This is a genomic window from Thermococcus sp. ES12, assembly GCF_012027515.1.
GTDB lineage: Archaea > Methanobacteriota_B > Thermococci > Thermococcales > Thermococcaceae > Thermococcus > Thermococcus barossii.
This window is the reverse complement of sequence record NZ_SNUP01000002.1, coordinates 115,361-129,023: the sequence shown is the minus strand read 5'-3', so window position 1 is coordinate 129,023 and position 13,663 is coordinate 115,361. Positions and strand designations below refer to the sequence as shown.

Annotated in this window: 11 protein-coding genes and 2 tRNA genes; 2 read left to right on the top strand and 11 right to left on the bottom strand. The window is 50.8% G+C overall.

Annotation, left to right across the window (positions count from 1 at the left end):
* Positions 1–40 precede the first annotated feature (40 nt).
* Positions 41–997 carry a DNA methyltransferase gene (locus tag E3E37_RS05450; RefSeq protein ID WP_167715624.1) on the top strand — a complete coding sequence of 319 codons (957 nt, stop codon included), beginning with the start codon at positions 41–43 and terminating at the stop codon, positions 995–997.
* On the opposite strand, the gene E3E37_RS05445 is transcribed toward E3E37_RS05450, so the two are convergent.
* The 3 genes from E3E37_RS05445 to E3E37_RS05435 form a co-directional block, all read right to left on the bottom strand.
* Positions 994–1,608, bottom strand: a complete 615-nt coding sequence (locus E3E37_RS05445; RefSeq protein ID WP_167715622.1) for a hypothetical protein — start codon at positions 1,606–1,608, stop codon at positions 994–996. The genes E3E37_RS05450 and E3E37_RS05445 overlap by 4 nt on opposite strands.
* 36 nt (positions 1,609–1,644) lie before the next feature.
* Positions 1,645–2,595, bottom strand: a complete 951-nt coding sequence (locus E3E37_RS05440; protein WP_167715620.1) for a DNA adenine methylase — start codon at positions 2,593–2,595, stop codon at positions 1,645–1,647.
* Between the two features lie 99 nt (positions 2,596–2,694).
* A complete protein-coding gene (locus E3E37_RS05435; protein WP_167716300.1) occupies positions 2,695–3,147 on the bottom strand; it encodes a plasmid mobilization protein in 453 nt (150 codons plus the stop codon).
* A 132-nt stretch (positions 3,148–3,279) separates the two neighbouring features.
* Between E3E37_RS05435 and bpsA the strand changes: the two genes are divergently transcribed.
* A complete protein-coding gene (bpsA, locus tag E3E37_RS05430; RefSeq protein ID WP_167715619.1) occupies positions 3,280–4,335 on the top strand; it encodes a N(4)-bis(aminopropyl)spermidine synthase in 1,056 nt (351 codons plus the stop codon).
* 19 nt (positions 4,336–4,354) lie between these two features.
* Here the strand turns inward: bpsA and E3E37_RS05425 are convergent, their stop codons facing one another.
* From E3E37_RS05425 to queC, 8 genes are all read right to left on the bottom strand, one after another.
* On the bottom strand, positions 4,355–6,133 hold the full coding sequence (locus E3E37_RS05425) for a hypothetical protein (RefSeq protein WP_371731689.1): 1,779 nt from the start codon (positions 6,131–6,133) through the stop codon (positions 4,355–4,357).
* Between the two features lie 33 nt (positions 6,134–6,166).
* Entirely contained in the window at positions 6,167–8,140 is a 1,974-nt protein-coding gene (locus tag E3E37_RS05420) for a S8 family serine peptidase (RefSeq protein ID WP_167715617.1), read from the bottom strand.
* A 292-nt stretch (positions 8,141–8,432) separates the two neighbouring features.
* The gene (locus E3E37_RS05415) at positions 8,433–10,250 is read right to left on the bottom strand and encodes an aldehyde ferredoxin oxidoreductase family protein (protein WP_167715615.1); all 1,818 of its coding nucleotides are present in this window, start codon (positions 10,248–10,250) and stop codon (positions 8,433–8,435) included.
* 189 nt (positions 10,251–10,439) lie between these two features.
* Positions 10,440–11,567, bottom strand: coding sequence for a tungsten cofactor oxidoreductase radical SAM maturase (locus E3E37_RS05410; protein WP_167715613.1), 1,128 nt, complete (start codon positions 11,565–11,567; stop codon positions 10,440–10,442).
* 126 nt (positions 11,568–11,693) lie between these two features.
* Positions 11,694–11,771, bottom strand: a tRNA-Gly gene (locus tag E3E37_RS05405).
* 12 nt (positions 11,772–11,783) lie between these two features.
* Positions 11,784–11,860: transfer RNA gene (locus E3E37_RS05400), tRNA-Phe, on the bottom strand.
* A 55-nt stretch (positions 11,861–11,915) separates the two neighbouring features.
* Entirely contained in the window at positions 11,916–12,803 is an 888-nt protein-coding gene (locus E3E37_RS05395) for a hypothetical protein (protein ID WP_167715611.1), read from the bottom strand.
* A 14-nt stretch (positions 12,804–12,817) separates the two neighbouring features.
* The gene (queC, locus tag E3E37_RS05390; protein WP_167716296.1) at positions 12,818–13,537 is read right to left on the bottom strand and encodes a 7-cyano-7-deazaguanine synthase QueC; all 720 of its coding nucleotides are present in this window, start codon (positions 13,535–13,537) and stop codon (positions 12,818–12,820) included.
* Positions 13,538–13,663 lie beyond the last annotated feature (126 nt).

Below are 13,663 nucleotides of genomic sequence, written 5' to 3'. Positions count from 1 at the left end.
TTATTTGCTGTTGTTCTGAAGATGATAACGGGGACTCAAGATGAGAGAAGTTCCGTTTGGGGAGTATCTGGAATTCATAAAAAAGCACGATCACGTTATTATAGAGGACCAAAGAATAGAGATTGGAAAACCCATTCCAATCAAAACATTTCAGCCTCAGAACTTCAAGCTTGAAATAACGACTGTATGGAGCTTTCCAGAGCGTGGGAAATGGGCAACTCATCACGCGAATGCAAAATACAGGGGCAACTGGGCCCCCCAAGTTCCCCGGAACTTAATCCTGCAGTATACAAAACCCGGAGATGTCGTTTTAGATGCATTTTTGGGAAGCGGAACAACGCTGATAGAGTGTAAACTGCTCGGAAGACACGGGATCGGGGTTGACATAAATTATGAGGCTCTAATGGTGGCATGGGATAGATTGAATTTTGAGTATGATCCCCGTAAAGAGGGACAGCCCACGTTAAGTTCATACCTTGGACTAAAAGAGAACATTGAGTGGGTGGAGCCCCAAATTCGTCTTTATCAGGGCGATGCAAGGAAATTAGACAAAATTGGAGACGAAAGCATAGACCTAATAGCTACTCATCCACCTTACGCTAATATCATTGGATACACAAAAAGATCACGTTCTCTTGTGAAAGGAGATTTATCCAACGTTAAGTCAATAGATGAGTTTGTTTCAGAAATGAAAAAAGTTGCTGAAGAGTTCTATAGGGTACTAAAACCCGGGAAATACGCGGCTATTTTAATGGGAGACACTAGACGCTACAGACACTATGTTCCAATAGCATTTAGAGTTATGAAAGTGTTTTTGGAGACTGGATTTATATTAAAGGAGGACATTATTAAGGTTCAGCACCATATGAGGGGTACAGAACCCTGGAAAACAAGGAAAAGAGACTTCTATCTAATTGCACATGAACATCTGTTCGTATTCAGAAAATCGGGAGAAGGGGAGAAAATCGGAAAGTTCAGGGAAAGTAAAGTGGTCTAGCTCTTCCAGAGCTCAAAAAGAGAGACACCGTATTTCTTCGGCGCAGGCCTATTTCGAACGGCAGTCGTTATTATCTTGTCTATATCCCCGTATTCGCTCTGTGCGATCCATCGTATGAACCGCATAAGAAACTCTCGGGGAGGATCAAGTTTGCTCTCTTTGCATCCCCTGCTACCATAGTTCCAATCCTGCTCTGCCATTAATAATGAGCCATAGAAAACCGTTACATCAGGGGGATCGAGTTCCATTGAGAAATTTATACCTCGAACGTCGTCCAGAACCTCATTTATGTCCTCTCCGTGATTGATCCGTTCAAATGCCAAAAACACGGCCCTTGCATGCTTTTCATCACTTATCCGCTTAAGATACAGATCAAAGAATAACCGAACATGCGTTGGGGCAAATTCTTTTCTTCCCTCAGGTTGAAGAACGACTTTAAAATCCCCCGTGCATATCTTATCCGTTCTGACAATGTAGACCTTGGTTCCGTTGGAGCCAGAATATAACAGGATCCTCCCACCTTCTTTGATAACTCTACGGGCCTTTTTAGTCTCCTTTATTTCTGCAGGTTTTATTTTTTGAACTATCTCAAACACATCATCCACTTTCACGGACTTCACCAGATATCAAAAAGAAGGTGGAACTTTTTAAACAGATCGCTCTGCAACGGTTAAATACTCAACAAGCGGCTTAGAGACCATCGAAGCCTTTGATCTACCATTGTTGACAAGAAGCTTTGCCCTCTCTAACCCCATCTGTAATTCTACTGGAACATTCGTAACAAGCATTTCAGGGACTTCACCCCTGCGATCGGCTTTTGAGTTTATTGGCCTCTTTGCGTAGATCTTGAGTATTTCAAACCCGTCTATCCCTTCATACAGCTCACGAACCGGCTTTACATAAGAGTTGCTTAGGATAAAGTAGACCCCTCTCTCATGAAGCTCAAGGCAGACGTCCCTGAGGCGTTCCTGGTCTTCTTTGCTGAAATCCTCCTTAGAATAGCTTGTAAAACTGGCGGTTTCTGAAACCGGGTGATAGGGAGGATCAAAATAAACCAAGTCCCCGGGCTTGGCAACTCTTAGGATATAAGTGAAGTCTTCGTTGTAAATATCGAGCTTTTTCAGAACTTCACTAGCCTTCCTTAGGCGTTCTTCGTCCACTATCTTAGGGTTTTTGTATCTACCAAACGGGACATTGAACTCGCCTTTCCTATTCTCGCGGTATAAACCATTAAAGGCAGTTTTATTTAAGTACAAAAGCAGGCTAGCGAGTCTGATATTCGGAATTTCAAATCCGTTTCTAACTATCTCATTGAACTCCTCACGAGCCTTGTAGAAGTACTCCTTCTCATTTCTGTGCCCCTTCGCATCTTCAATTAGCTCATCAACATGGTCTCTAACGACGACATAGAAGTTTATGAGTTTGGGATTTATGTCGTTTATAGTACCTCTTTTGGGCTCCATCCAGAAAGTAACGGCACCGCCGCCAAAAAACGGCTCATGGAACGTTCTATTCCTAAAGTCCTTTGGCATTAAAGCAACAATTTCATGTAATATCTGTCTCTTCCCCCCAGCCCACTTAAGGATAGGTTCTGCCATCGATTACATCCCCCAGCCATTATTTAGGCCATGCCCTAATAAGGCATTCGATAAAATTACGTGCAACGTAAATATAAAATTTTTGGTGCAACACAATATTCATGATTTATACCCAAGACCCAACTTCTTTCTAATGTAATTGGATATGTCCAATCCCTCCTCCTGTGCTTGTTTAGAAATGGCCTCATACTCCTCCTTAGTAACGCGGATTGATAACCACCTATTCCTCTTGTTTTTGGCAGCTAACGTTCTAGCTTCAATTTCCCATATTTCTTTGAGGGCTCTAGCTTTTTTCTTGAGTAGTTTGGTGCTGTTTAATCCCGAAAATTCCCTAGCAAGAATTTTCTTGAAATCAGAAACTAACTGATGATCTCCTTTGGAATATTTAGCAAACTCATTCACGGCAAGTTCGATGGCAGCGGCAGGATCAGATATTTCTTCTCCGGTAGTTAAGATAACTTCAAACGCTTTAATGCCTGCAACCGGAATTTTGAGTTTACGGGTCACAGGTGCTTGCAGACTTAGAAGTCTCTCTATAATGTTCTCGAACATTTCTGTCACCAACGAGTATCCAAAAGGGACATACAAAAAGATTATGTTGAGACTTGGTTCCCGGGAAAAACCTTAAAAGAGACCCACACCAACCCCGTTTACGAACCCAAAATCCTTCTGGAGGTGCTTGCGATGAGGGAGATAGTGGAAAAAGTCAGGGAGAAGACGAGCATTCCGGTTTACGAGAGAACCGTCGAGAACGTTCTGAGCGCCATCCAGGCGAGCGGTGACGTCTGGAGGATAGTTGACCTCAGCGAGGAGCCGCTTCCGCTGGTTGTGGCGGTCATAACGGCGCTCCACGAGATGGGTTACGTGGCATTCGACGGTCCGAACGTCGTCCTCACCCAGAGCGGCAGGAAGCTGGTGGAGAAATACGGAATCGGGGCGAGGAAGGACTACACCTGCTCCCACTGCGAGGGTAAGACGGTCGAATTAGATGCCTTCAGCGACCTGCTCGAGCAGTTCAAGGAGATAGTGAAGGACCGCCCGCAGCCGAAGCACGACTTCGACCAGGCCTACGTTACGCCAGAGACGACCGTCGCCAGGATAGCCCTGATGCACACGAGGGGAGACCTCGAAAACAAGGAGGTCTTCGTTCTCGGCGACGACGACCTGACCAGCATAGCCCTCATGCTCTCCGGCCTTCCGAAGAGAATAGCTGTCCTCGACATTGACGAGAGGCTCGTGAAGTTCATCGAGAAAACTGCAGATGAACTCGGCTACGAGAACATCGAGATGTTCACCTTCGACCTCCGCGAGCCGCTCCCGGACTACGCGCTCCACAAGTTCGACACCTTCATAACCGACCCGCCCGAGACCGTTGAGGCGATAAGGGCCTTCGTCGGTAGGGGAATAGCGACGCTTAAAGGGCCCGGCTGCGCCGGCTACTTCGGCATAACGAGAAGGGAAAGCTCCCTCGACAAGTGGCGCGAGATCCAGAGGTTGCTCCTCAACGAGTTCAATGTTGTCATCACCGACATCATCAGGAACTTCAACGAGTACGTGAACTGGGGTTATGAAGAGGAGACGCGCGCCTGGAAGCTCCTGCCGGTCAAGGTCAGGCCGACCTACAACTGGTACAAGAGCTACATGTTCAGGATCCAGACGCTCGAGGGTTCGAAGGGCTTTGAGGAGAGGATCACCGTCGGCGACGAGCTCTACAACGACGAGGAAGCCTCGACCACCTGAAAATCAAAAAAGAAGGGAATTACTTCTTCCCTTTTCTCCTGCCTCTCAGGACCACGATTCCGGCCAGGCTAATCAGCAGGACTCCGACCCCAATGTAGAAGTAGGCCGTTTTTCCTTCCTCAGTCTCAGGTTCGGCGGCGCGGAAACCATTGACCCCGTAGGCGGTTATTGTCAGGGGGTTCTTCGACGGGTAAATGACGACGTAGCCGTCCAAGCCCGTAACCACCGCCTCCCCCGTTGCGTTGCCGATGTAAGAACCGTTCTCCACGAGCAGGAAGGTGGCGTTGGCCAGTTTCGCCGTTTCACCCTCACTCACGGGTGCTGGAATCTTCGCGTAGAGCAGACCCCGAAGGAAGGAGACCGCCCTCTCGTAAATCTCAGAGTCCTCAAGCCCCGCTTCCTGAAGCGCCCAGGCTACCCTGGCCGTCGAAGTGATTCCGGCTATAGAACCCTGGGTGTACGGAAACGCTCCGTTGGGATACTGCCTCTCCGCAAGCAGGCTTAGGACCTCATTGAGCTCCCTGTCCATTCCAAATTCGCTGAAAACTATAACCGCGTGGGCGAAGTAGTAGGTCGGCACGTTGTAATAGACTGGGTTCCCAGTTTTCGGGTCAGTAGTTTCGCGCATCCACGTCAGGTTCCTACTGAGGTAGTCCAGCGAGGGGGAGTAGTTGTAGCTTACGTTGAGGAACCTAAAAACCTCCACAACGTATTCGGTGTTGTAGAAATCCCTCCAGACGCCGTCCTTCTCGGTTGAAATGAGGTAGTCCACCTCGTCGTCGTAGTCCAAGCCCATGAGGGCCTTAACCCTCGCGAGCTCCGCCACCTGCCAGGGAAGAAGACCGGAGATGCTGGAGGGCAACTCGGGGGTCTCGTTGCAGAGAAGGCGGTAGTCGGCGAGGATTATCTTCTCCCAGTCGTCGGTGGGGTTTATCTTGGAGAGGTACGGGCAGGCTATGGGGCGGAGCTCCTCAAAGCCTTTGATTTTGGAAACGCTCAGCAGATCAAGGACGCGGTAGTGAAGGACGCCCCAGAAGCCGAAGTGCTCCCTCTTGAGCAGTTCCTCGCGGTATTTCTCATCTCCCGTCGCGTAGAGTGCCATTGCCACAGCGACTGTGGAGTCAAAGTCCCCGCTAAGCTCCACCTCCTCGCCGAGGTAGGCGAGGGCAAAGGCGCGGTAGGCTTTCATCTCGCCTTCCACTTTCATCTCCCTGAGCCGCTCCTTTTCACCGAGCGCCATGTAGCCAAATATCCACTCCATATCTGTCCTGGGCTCGGTTCCCATCAGCCAGCCCTGGGCGCGGTTTATGGCCTCTTCCACCTGCTTCCTGAAGCCCACGAGGGTCTCGTTGATGTAGCCCCCATCGACGAACTCCCTGAGAGCTATTAACGCCAGTGCCGTGTCGGTGTAGTCGTTCCAGGAGCCGTCCGGGTTCTGCTTGTATATCAGCCAGTAGGCGGCGCTGTTGAGGGTCTGGACGTACCTGCCGCGGGTGATGTTTTCGCCCCTCATCAACGCGAGCATTGCCATGGCCGTGTACTTGGCCTCGTGTTCCTCCCCGTTGGCAAAACCCCAGGAGTCAAAGGGTGTCCTTATCTGCATGAGCCACTCGCAACCCTCCAGAACCTTTTCATATTCTCCAACACGATAGAAAGCCAAAATGGCAAAGGCCGTGTCAGGAACGGTCGGCTCGTAGACGTAAGGCCTGATTTGAGAGCCGGCATGAACCGGTACGGCTGATAAGAGCATGAGCGTGAGCAGTATTATAGATAGAAACTTCCCCATTTCAACCACCACCTCACAAACAAAAGAAAGAGGGGTTAAAAGGGTTCACCCGTAGTAGACCTTGCCGTAGAGGGTGTAGTAGGCCCATCCGTAGGTGCTGTAGGCGTAGACGAGGAACGTCCAGTCACCGGGGGCGGGGTTGCTGTACTCGACGTGCTCGTTGCTGTTATAGCTCTCGGAGCGGTCCACGAGGTTGCCGTTGGGATCGTAGAGATAGAGATCAAGGTCATGGGCACTGGTGTCGAAGACGAGGTCGCCGGTTATCTTGGTCGCGCCGCTGTTGACGGTCATGGTGAAGCTGTCGCTCTTGTCGTTATACTCGTGAACGTAGCCGGTGAAGGTCTTCTCATCAACGGTGGGCTGGGTTCCTCCACCACCGCTGGATTCACTGAGGGAGCCATCACTAACTACATCTACCTGGTAGTTGGCTGAACCGCTGTAGCTGACCACCTTGAGACTCCATGTTCCGGAAGTTGGGTTGTAGTAGCCGACCTTTTCGAAGCCGTAGTATGCGGTGTATGAGTAATCGACTTGGTTGCCGTTCGGGTCGTATAAGTACAGGTCAATATCGCTTCCGCCGTTGTCCCAGTAGAGCGTTGCCGTTAGGAAAGAAGCGCCGCTTACCGTGAACTGATGAGTCTGGCTTCCCTTGTCGGCGACGTAGCCGGTGAAGACGAGCTTGGATAGGCTGTCGTAGTATGCAGCCTTGTAAGCGTTCACCCTGCCGGCACCGTAGGCGATATCTACTATCTCATCCGGCTTGACGATGTCTGCTGTCTCTATGAGCGCCGTTTTGACCTTGTCTGGACTCCAGCTTGGGTGGGCCTGGAGGAGGAGGGCAGCTATCCCTGCTACGTGGGGGGTAGCCATACTGGTTCCGGGGGCGGCGGTGTAGTATTCGTTTATCGGTTGCCCCATGCTTGTCCCGCTGGCACGGGCGGCTATAATCCAGTTGCCCGGGGCCACAACCTCGGGCTTGAGCCTGTTGTCGGCGGTTGGCCCTCTGCTTGAGAAGTCGGTTATGACATCGTACTTGTCAACGGCTCCCACCGTTATGACCTTGCTGGCCGCTGCCGGGGAGCCGACGGTGTACTTGTCAGGCCCGCTGTTTCCAGCGGCAACGCAGACTACTATTCCAGCGTCCCAGGCGTTGTTGACTGCCTGGCTGAGTGAGTCGGTGCCATCTGAACTCTGGCTTGACCCTAGTGAGAGGTTGATAACCCTTATTCCGTACTTGTCCTTGTTCTGGACCGCCCAGTCCACACCGGCTATGATGTCTGATATGCTTCCTGAACCGTCGGCACCAAGGACTTTGATGCCCACGAGCTTAGCACCGGGGGCCATTCCCTTGTACTTGCCGTTGCTGGCCGCTCCGGTTCCTGCAGCTATGCTCGCAACATGTGTTCCGTGCCCGTTATCGTCGTATGGGCTTGAGCGGCCATTAACGTAGTCCATCCAGCCGATAACTTTGCCCTGCAGATCAGGATGAGAGGCATCTATACCCGTGTCAATAACAGCAATCGTTATTCCGGAGCCATCATATCCGAGGTTCCAGAGGTTGGTTGCCATAACCTGTGCTGCGGACTCGTCAAGGCCCTCATACTCCACGTTGACTTTCACAGTGTAGTCTTCCTGGATAAACTTTATTCCTGAAACTTTGGTTCCTCCGAAGAACCCTGCGTCTATCATGCCTGCCACTGCAAGGACATCTTTAACTTTCATTTTCACAGCAACTGCGGGGATTATCTTGTAGGTGTACTTGACTTCCGTTCCCATAAGCTTGAGAATTTTCAGAGCTCTGTCGCGGCTTCTGGTACTCTCGAACATTATCACGGTGTTTATCTCGGAGTTCCAGCTCATTCTCTGTACCTTTTTGAAAAGCCCTGGGGTGAGGAGGCCATAGTTCTTTTGCTGTATGTCGTTATTCTGAACAACGGGCTTTGTTGGTGCTGCAACGGCCATTCCTGTTATGAGGCCTATCAAAAAGAGGCCCAGCACAACAGCCTTCAATCCTTTCATTCTTGAACACCTCAATTCATAGCCACTTTAATTTCAGCATCCGGGTACAATACCCTTCATCAGAGTCCCATATGGGGCAGTGGCAATATAAACTTTTTGATCTTAAAACGTATTCTTGCGCATTATCTCGATTGAGGAATATTTTTTGGCTTTTTCGTAAATCATAGACACAACAAATCGTAAGTTGTGATTGCGATGATTGCAACAAAAGGTTGATATGTGCGGTCCTGTAACTTGCGCATTCGATAGCTGGGCAAAATAAGCATGGAAAAGGAAAAGACAAACCTAAGCTTCAGAACTCGTCCAGGCCGAGTTCTTTTGCCTTCTCCTCGGTTATCTTTCCGTCCTCGGTCCAGCCGCGGAACTTGTAGTACTTCGGAAGCATCAGGTGCAGCCTGACGACGTGGCCCTTGTTCGGCCCGTTCCTGACCGGCTCCTCAAGCAGTCTCTTCGGCAAGGTGTCCTCCTTGAGCGGGTCGAGGCCGGCCCTGAGGTTGAAGAGCCTCTCGGCGTTCCAGATACGCTCTCCAATCTTGAGGTAGTCCTCGGTTGAGAAGTCCCAGCCGGTGGCGGCGTTTATCATGTCGCGGTAGTCGTCGGCGCCGAGACCGAAGGTTGTGAAGACACACAGTCCAGCGGCGTCGATGAGAGCTGTGAGGTCCTGGAAGAGTATGACCATCTTTATCTTCTCATCGCCGATGTCGTGCGGGTCCATCTTGTACGGGTAGCCGAGGATCTCGGGGCTTATCATGTACTGTTTGATGTGGCAGCCACCACGGTTGTTGGTGGCGTAGCCGAGGCCGTGTCCCTCGGCTCCCCTTGGATCATAAGCCGGAAGCTCCTGCTTCTTGACGCCCATGAAGTACTCGGTTCCACCGTACATCTCCGCCAGGCGGTAGCCGCCCTCGGCCAGCTTGTCGCCGAAGCCCTCCCTCTTAGCAATCTTTTCAATGTAGTAGTGGAGAACCTCCGTGTTGCCCCACCTGAAGGGCGGCGCCTCCTCGCCGAGGTCCTCCTGCTTGAGAAGGCCCTTCTCGTAGAGCTCCATCGCAGTCGCAAGGGTTCCGCCGAGGCTTATGGTGTCCATACCGTATTCGTCGGCCCAGTGGTTGGCCTCGATGATGCTCGCGAGGTCGTTAATGCCGTTGTGTGCTCCGAGCGCCCAGATGCTCTCGTACTCCGGCCCCTCTGTGACTCCTGTGGTCGGGAGCTTGTTCACCCTACCACAGCCTATCGGACAGGCGTAGCACGGCTTGTTCCTTATCAGGTACTTGGCCGTCATCGCCTCACCGCTCTGCTCCTCAGCGTACTCAAACTGGCTGTACTGGAAGTTCCTCGTCGGGTAGAGGCCGTTCTGGTTGATTATGTTCACGAGGACGGCAGTTCCGTACTTCGGCAGTCCACCGCCGGCAACGGGGTCATTCCTCAGCTTGTCGGTCTTCTCCTTGACGACGCTTGTGAACTTCGCCCTGTCGGCCACTTCAACGCGCTTGTGGCCGCGAACGACTATCGCCTTCAGCTTCTTGCTTCCCATTACAGCACCGACACCGCCCCTACCAGCTGCCCTGTGCTCGTCGTTCATAACCGCGGCGAACCTGACGAGGTTCTCTCCAGCCGGACCAATTAGGGCCGCCCTTATGCGCTTGTCCCCGATTTCCTCCTTCAGGGTCTCCTCGGTCTCGGTAGAGGTCTTGCCCCAGAGGTGGCTCGCGTCCCTGAGCTCGACGCTCTCGTCGTTTATGTAGAGGTAAACCGGGTGGTCGGACGCTCCCTCTACTATGATGGCGTCCCAGCCGGCGAACTTGAGTTCAGCACCAAAGAATCCGCCCGAGTTCGCCATGGCTATGTAGCCGGTCAGCGGGCTCTTGGTTATCACCATATACCTTCCACCGGTCGGGGCCGTTGTTCCGGTCAGCGGGCCGGTGGTGTAGATAATCTTATTCTCCGGGCTAAGCGGGTCAACGGTTGGGTCCATCTCCTTCAGGAGGAAGTAGATTCCGAAGCCCCTCGTGCCCAGCCACTTCTTTGCGAAGTTCTCGTCAAAGTGCTCTTCTTTAATGGTTCCGTCCGTCAGGTTCACTCTCAAAATTTTTCCCCAGTACGCAAACATATTTCGAAGCCTCCAGCAGTTCTTGGAAGCATTTTTGTACATTGATGCTAATAAATTTGACGAAAGCAAAAAAATGCAACATTGATGTCATGATAAGCACATTAGTTTAACAAACATTGGGGTGGATTTTTTCGAACTTAAAAGTTTGTTAACCAGAAGGAAAAATGTGATAAAAGTATGAATTTAACTTCACCAATATCCTTTCATGCCCTTCTCTGGTATCGGGCAGAGCACTATACGCCTCGACCAGAGGCAGTCGGCACAGCTCGGCTTGTTGCTCCAGCAGTCTGACTCGGTATCCCACACGAAGGAACAGGACTCGTTCAGAGGACAGTCGGCACAGCTCGGATACAGCGAGTTCTTGACGACGAAGCGGAACCACGAGTAATCCCTGCTGGTCCATATATCCTTCAGGCTCTTTTCCTTGACGTTTCCAAAGGAGTACGCTATCACCCTCTTCTCCCTTCCGAAGACTATCTCTGGATAGGTGTGGAGGAAGCGGTAGCACGGGGCCACCTCGCCGTCCCACCGTATGACGGCCACGTTCTTCTCCACGAACTCGCAGTGCCTCTCCGTTCTCAGGGAAAACTCCGCGAGTTTGTAAATGTATCCGTGGTATACAGCCTCAAGCTTGTCTATTATCGGCTTCATGTCAACGCTCCCGTCGTAGACTATCAGCTCCGCGTGCTCCTTCGTTATTGGAATCAGGTTTGAGATGAGGACGGTATCCACGCCCAGGGATCCAACGTAGTGGACGATGTCTATGAGCTCGGTGTAGTTCTCCTTGGTGACCACCACCTCAACCCCTATGTGCGGAACGTCACTGTTGAGCCTCTTCTTGACTTCCTGGATCTTCCTGATTCTGGAACCCGTTACGTCTGGCTTTATGTGGCCTATGTCCACCGGTTGGGTGGGCACCGAATCCACCGAAAAGTATATCAAGTCGAGACCGAGCTCAACGAGCTCCTCTATGCGTTTGTCCGTGAGAAGAAAGCCGTTGGTACTTATTCCCAGCGCAAACCCCCTCTTCTTAACCTCCCTTGCCATATCCATGAAACGCGGATGAACTGTTGGTTCACCTATGCCCCCGAAGTATATCATCTCCAGCTCGGGTAGCTCCTCGGCATCGTCGAGAATCTTCAGAAACAGCTCCCAGTCCATATCGCCCTCCGGATCCTCCCAATACTGCTTGAAGCACATCTCGCACCGGAGGTTGCAGCGGTTGGTTATCTCGATGTACAGATACTTCAAATCGGGTTTTTTGGGAATTAGAACGAAAGCACCGTTAAGCTCGAACCTATGAGCGTCTTTCTCCAACGTAGCCCACCTAAAGACGAAGTAAACCGGTGGCCTTTATAACGTTTAGTGGACAGATATGGGCAGTCAGAAACCTCCTATAGCGTTGAACCATTGGAATGTGCGGACGATCCGAGAAGCGGGTTGTGGTGCGGTGGCCGGGATTTGAACCCGGGTCACCGGCTTGGAAGGCCGGTGTCCTAGACCAGGCTAGACTACCACCGCGTTGAGAGAAAGTGGTGGGGCGAGGGGGATTTGAACCCCCGACACCCGGATCTTCAGTCCGGCGCTCTCCCAGGCTGAGCTACCGCCCCACGCCCAATGGATAGGGTAGAGGGCGAATTTATAAATCTTGCGGTAGTGAGAAAGTTAACGTCGAGACTTCCGTCTCTTAATTCTCTTGGTTTTTTGCCGACATTGTTTGCCTTTCATCTTTGAATACAAAATCAAAACAGGAACATTGCGTGCCCTTAGTTTTTTAATCCAAGCCCTTAATGTTTCGCACTGTCTAAGCTGGACTTTTGATTCTGGGATTACTAGCACCACTATGATATGTTCAAAGTATTCCCCGTATTTCTCAACTTGTCCCCATAGACGATCAAGCTCACTTAGGCTCCTAAGTACTTTGATCTCAATTCCAACTTTGTTTGAAATTGCAATGTCCATTTTTCCTAGCTTTATCACTCGTCTTTTCCCCTTTTGTACCGAGATTTCTTTTTCGATCTCAACTAATTTTGTGAGCTCTGGATATTCGACGCTAAGCCTTCCTTTGATAAACGCCGCGATTTGATTTCTGACTTCGGCTTCATCTGAAACTGTAATCTTTGCTACTCTCTTGTGTTTTCGCGAGAATGGCTTTCCCACATGTATGATAAACGATTGAAGGACTCGCATTACGTAGTTCTGATAATCAATTATGTCTTCTGTCAAAGTTTTTTGTTTTGAAACTTTTATTCGGGAGTTTTCCAAGATCTCGTTAATTATCTCCTCCTTCCGAGATGCCTTGAGTTCTATGTTGAGCGAAGACAAAGATTCAACAAGTTGGTTCTTGGGTATTCTATCTAACAACTCATAAATCTCCTGTTCCGCATAATTGTCTTTCAGAGTGTTTATTAACGTTAGAGCTAGCTCTTTTTTGTTTTCTGATGATCTAACTCCAATTCCGAGGTCTTCAAGGATAGTTTTCAGCTCATTTTTATTGAATGAAGATGAAATAGCAAAAATAACTCCTTCCAAATAGCGTTCTCGTTTATCCATCTGGGAACCCCCAGTCAAATCCTCGGCTCAACCGCATAAACCGTCCTGTCTTCTCCGAGAGCCTCCATCAAGCCTCTATGGCGTCTGACGCAGCTTTCACACTCGCCGCAGTGTATCGGCTTTCCGTCCTCGGTGAAGCCCTTCGGCATGTAGCAGGAGTTGGAGTACTCGTACTTCGCGCCCAGCTCCTTCAAAAGCCTTGCTATTCCCTTCTTGTCGAGGTCTATCAGCGGGGCGACGACCCTCACATCGGCCATTGTGCCGTATTTCAGCATCTCGTTCATTCTCTCCACGAACTCGGGCGTGTTGTCGGGGAAGGTGGCCCCTTCCTCCGCATTGAAGCCGACTATTATGTCCCCGCCGCCGAGCGCATCGAGGAGAGATGCAGCAACGCTTATCAGGACGACGTTTCTAGCTGGAACCCAGACGCTCTTGGCAGTCTCCTGGGCGACACTCATGTCCTCAAGCTCCTCCGCGGTAACCCTTGGAGTCTCGCCGCCCACTAGGGTTGTCCCGCGGAGCTTTGAGAACTCCTCGAGGAAATCAAGCCGTACCACCTTCAGCGAGACGTCCAGCTCCTTCGAAAAGAACTCCGCTACCCTGTTTGTAACCCTCTCCTCATTGCTTCCGTAGTTGACTGTGAGCATTATGACCTCATCGTAGTTCCTCTTTGCCCAGTAGAGACAGGCCGTCGAATCAAGCCCACCCGAGAACAGCACCACAGCGCGCTTCATTTTTCCCACCCCGCTCAAATCCGATTTTGATGGTTTAAAGTTTTCTGGGAGTTCGATGTCACTTGTGGCCTCGTTGAGAGCTTCTTCTGTGGCTTTCTCTATTTCTTCGGGACTCAAATCCCTGCC

Excerpts from the sequence above, each read along its gene's own strand:
- E3E37_RS05420 (WP_167715617.1), bottom strand. The coding sequence starts at position 8,140 with ATGAAAGGATTGAAGGCTGTTGTGCTGGGCCTCTTTTTGATAGGCCTC.
- bpsA (WP_167715619.1), top strand. The coding sequence starts at position 3,280 with ATGAGGGAGATAGTGGAAAAAGTCAGGGAGAAGACGAGCATTCCGGTT.
- E3E37_RS05450 (WP_167715624.1), top strand. The coding sequence starts at position 41 with ATGAGAGAAGTTCCGTTTGGGGAGTATCTGGAATTCATAAAAAAGCAC.
- E3E37_RS05395 (WP_167715611.1), bottom strand. The coding sequence starts at position 12,803 with ATGGATAAACGAGAACGCTATTTGGAAGGAGTTATTTTTGCTATTTCA.
- E3E37_RS05435 (WP_167716300.1), bottom strand. The coding sequence starts at position 3,147 with ATGTTCGAGAACATTATAGAGAGACTTCTAAGTCTGCAAGCACCTGTG.
- E3E37_RS05440 (WP_167715620.1), bottom strand. The coding sequence starts at position 2,595 with ATGGCAGAACCTATCCTTAAGTGGGCTGGGGGGAAGAGACAGATATTA.
- queC (WP_167716296.1), bottom strand. The coding sequence starts at position 13,537 with ATGAAGCGCGCTGTGGTGCTGTTCTCGGGTGGGCTTGATTCGACGGCC.
- E3E37_RS05415 (WP_167715615.1), bottom strand. The coding sequence starts at position 10,250 with ATGTTTGCGTACTGGGGAAAAATTTTGAGAGTGAACCTGACGGACGGA.